The following is a 910-nucleotide window of genomic DNA, read 5'->3' on the forward strand; positions in this document are numbered from 1 at the left end:
TGAAAGAAACAGACTTATCACAGGGTGAATATGAAGTTATAATAGACTCTCCTGGAAGGATAAATATTATAGGAGAACATACTGATTATAATAATGGATTTGTATTACCAACAGCAATTGACAAAAAAATACGATTTAAATTTAAGAAAAACGGAAGTTTAACAGCTTGCAAAGTATATAGTACAAACTTTACAGTAGGATTTGAAATAGATCTTACTAAAGTAGAAGTAAGTAAAAATGAATGGGAAAACTATATTTTAGGAGTCATTTTTGAAATACAACAAATTAGAAAAGGTTTAAAAGGGTTTGATTGTGTGTTGGAAAGTAATATTCCAATAGGCTCGGGTATAAGTTCTTCTGCAGCGTTGGAATGTGGCTTGGCTTTTGGATTGAATGAGCTATTTGATCTTGGTTTATCAACACAAACGATAGTTGAATTATCTCAAAGAGCAGAGCATAATTTTGTAGGTACCAAATGTGGAATTATGGATCAGTTTGCTTCAGTAATGAGTAAAAAGGATCATGTTATTTTGTTAGATTGCCAGTCGTTGGAATATCAATATGTACCTATTGAAATAGAACCATATAAAATTCTTCTTTTAAACACAAATGTGTCTCACAGCTTGGCTTCAAGTGAATATAATACTCGTAGAAGCGAATGTGAAAAAGGTGTTGAAATCATCAAAGAAAAATATCCAGAAGTTACTTCATTAAGAGATGTTTCACTTTGTAAGTTACATAAATTAAAAAATAAGATGTCTTCAAAAGTTTATGACAGATGTTTGTATGTTGTTGAAGAAAAGGAACGAGTGTTGAATTCAGTAGAAGCGTTGAAAAATAATCGATTAAAAGAGTTGGGAGATTTAATGTATCACACACACGAGGGTTTACAACATTTATATGAAGTAAG

General features: G+C 30.8%; 1 protein-coding gene. It reads left to right on the forward strand.

Annotation, left to right across the window (positions count from 1 at the left end; genetic code table 11):
• Positions 1-59: 59 nt before the first annotated feature.
• Positions 60-910: galactokinase (gene galK, locus HGB55_RS15225; RefSeq protein WP_371807833.1), on the forward strand; the 851-nt coding region annotated here is incomplete at its 3' end.

The sequence above is a fragment of the Lutibacter sp. B1 genome, assembly GCF_012524075.1.
Taxonomy (GTDB): Bacteria; Bacteroidota; Bacteroidia; order Flavobacteriales; family Flavobacteriaceae; genus Lutibacter.